Origin of the sequence: Oscillibacter sp. CU971 (assembly GCF_905219725.1) — a bacterium.
Classification (GTDB): domain Bacteria; phylum Bacillota; class Clostridia; order Oscillospirales; family Oscillospiraceae; genus Oscillibacter.
The window spans coordinates 1-1,330 of the sequence record NZ_CAJMXG010000504.1 but is presented as its reverse complement, the minus strand read 5'-3'; the positions used below and the strand labels follow the sequence as shown (position 1 = coordinate 1,330).

General features: G+C 58.3%; 1 protein-coding gene and 1 pseudogene. Both read left to right on the top strand.

Translation table 11 applies throughout. The features are described 5' to 3' along the window. Nucleotides 1–303 (top strand): annotated as a pseudogene (locus JX325_RS16950) (hypothetical protein); the annotation flags it as partial. A gap of 14 nt (nt 304–317) precedes the next feature. Continuing rightward, nucleotides 318–1,330: type IV secretory system conjugative DNA transfer family protein (locus JX325_RS16945; protein ID WP_204792188.1), on the top strand; the 1,013-nt coding region annotated here is incomplete at its 3' end.

Sequence of the window (1,330 nt, the reverse complement as noted above, 5' to 3'; positions counted from 1 at the left end):
CAGCCGGCCGACGCCGTGGAGCTTGGCAAACAGCTCTGCGCACGTGTCCTGCCCCATCAAAACCACGCCTCTTTCAAAAGCCGTCACCGGGAGCTTAGCGCCAAGACTCAGGCAGTTCTGAAACAATATGCCGCTCCCGGCATTCGCTCTGCGGAGGATAAGCGGAAACTGGCGGAGGCGTGGCTGGACCTGGCGGTGGACTTCGTCAAGGTTACGGTCAAGTTCCAGGCGGAGGAGCAGGAGAAACTGCAGAAGCAGCAGGAGGAGCAGAAATTAAAACCTGAGCTTGCTATGACTATGTGAAAAGGAGGCTTTTTATGGACCAATCCGCAATCATCTTTATCGTACTGGCCGGCGCGGTGTTCCTCTTGACCGGGATACTCGCCACCCACTCCGGCGGTTCTCTCAATGGCATCAAAGCCAGAACCGTCGGGGATGGCCAGCACGGCACCGCCCGCTGGGCTACGAGCAAAGAGCTGAAAAAAACTTATCAGCATGTTCCCTTCCGGCCTGCTCAATGGCGGAAGGGAAAGAATCTCCCTAAAACCCAGGGCCTGGTTCTGGGCTGCGAGGGAAAAAAGAACGCCGTCACCGCCCTGGTGGACAGCGACGACATCCACTGCCTGATGATTGGCGCGTCCGGTGTGGGCAAAACGGCGTTCTTTCTCTATCCGAATCTCGAATACGCCTGCGCCAGCGGTATGAGTTTCCTGGCCCTGGATACAAAGGGGGACCTGGCCCGGAACTATGGAGCCATCGCCATCAAGCACTACGGCTACAAGGTGGCGGTGATCGATCTGCGGAACCCCACACGCTCCGATGGATATAACCTCCTGGCGCTCATCAACCACTACATGGACATGTGCCGGGAGAATCCTGGCAATCTTGCCGCCAGGGCCAAGGCGGAGAAGTACGCCAAAATCCTTTCCCAGACCATTGTCAACCCGCAGGGAGATGCGTCCAACTACGGCCAGAATTCGTTTTTTTACGACGCCGCCCAGAGCCTGCTGACGGCGGTCGTGCTTCTGCTGGCGGAGTATCTGCCGCCCCAAAACACAGGGAACATGGAAACCCGCCACATCGTCAGCGTTTTCAAGCTGGTGCAGGATCTCCTGGCCCCCAGCAAGATGGCCAAGGGCAAAAATGGGTTCCAGGTCCTGATGGACTCCCTGCCGGAAACTCATAAGGCACGCTGGTTCGCTGGATCGGCACTGACCGCCGCCGATCAGGCAATGGCCTCCGTTATGTCCACCGTGCTGTCCAGGCTGAACGCCTTCCTGGACTCCGAGCTGGAGCAGGTCCTCTGCTTCGACAGCGCCATCGATGCGGA